The 985-nt window shown below is 66.9% G+C and carries 2 protein-coding genes; both read right to left on the bottom strand.

What is annotated here, in order from left to right:
• Positions 1-284 (bottom strand): citrate/2-methylcitrate synthase (locus tag LK10_RS13985; RefSeq protein WP_043124883.1); only part of this gene is annotated, 284 nt, incomplete at its 3' end.
• 34 nt (positions 285-318) lie between these two features.
• A partial coding sequence (locus tag LK10_RS13980) for an isocitrate lyase/phosphoenolpyruvate mutase family protein (RefSeq protein WP_043124881.1) occupies positions 319-985 on the bottom strand: 667 nt, incomplete at its 5' end.

Genomic DNA, 985 nt, shown 5'->3' with positions numbered 1-985 from the left:
GTGGTGGGCAGCTCGTCGATCACGGCCTTGACCACCGGGTCGAGGGCGCGGCCGGCGCGCTCCTGCTGCTCGAACGCGAGGAGCTGGTCGTGGCTGGGGAGCTCGCCGTGCCAGATGAGCCAGGCGACCTCCTCCATAGTGCAGCGTGCGGCGAGCTCCTGGACCGGGTAGCCGCGGTAGAGCAGGGAATTCGTCTCGGGGTTGACCTTCGAGATGGCGGTGTAGTCCACCACCACCCCGGCGAGGCCCTTCTTGATCTCGTCAGTATTTGATTGCTGCGTCATGGCAGGGCTCCTTCGTTGGTGCTGCCCCAGGGCTTCAGTATCGGCCGGGAACCTGAAAGTTGAACACACTCGTATCGAAGCGGTTATACGCCTCATAGTCGACAAGCTCATAGAGGCGGGAACGAGTCAGCATCTCCTCGACCTGGCCCTCCTGAGTGCCATGCGCAGCGATTGCTTCCAGCGTACGTTCTGCAGCGCCCATGGCAATCCTCAAGAGGGTCACGGGGTAGATGACGATGTTGATGCCGACGGACTCGAGTTCGGCGGCGGTGAAGAGGCGGCTCTTGCCGAACTCGGTCATGTTGGCCAGGACGGGGACGTCGACGGCGTCGCGGATGGCCTGGAACTCCTCGAGGGTGCCCATGGCCTCGGGGAAGATCGCGTCGGCCCCGGCCTCGACGAGGGCCCTGGCGCGCTCGGCGGCGGCCTGGAGCCCGGCGGGGCCGGTGTCGGTGGCACGGATATCGGTGCGGGCCATGATGAGGAAGTTCTCGTCGCGGCGGGCGTCGGCGGCGGCACGGATGCGCTGGGTGGCGGTGTCGAGGCCGACGACGGCCTTGCCGTCGAGGTGCCCGCAGCGTTTGGGGTTGACCTGGTCCTCGATGTGACAGCCGGCGAGGCCGGCGTTCTCGAGTTCCTGGACGGTGCGGGCGACGTTCATGGGCTCGCCGAAGCCGGTGTCGGCGTCGACGATGCAGGGG

Origin of the sequence: Sinomonas humi (assembly GCF_000802235.1) — a bacterium.
Taxonomy (GTDB): Bacteria; Actinomycetota; Actinomycetes; order Actinomycetales; family Micrococcaceae; genus Sinomonas; species Sinomonas humi.
The sequence above is the reverse complement of the archived record's forward strand: the minus strand, read 5'-3'. Positions and strand labels throughout refer to the sequence as shown.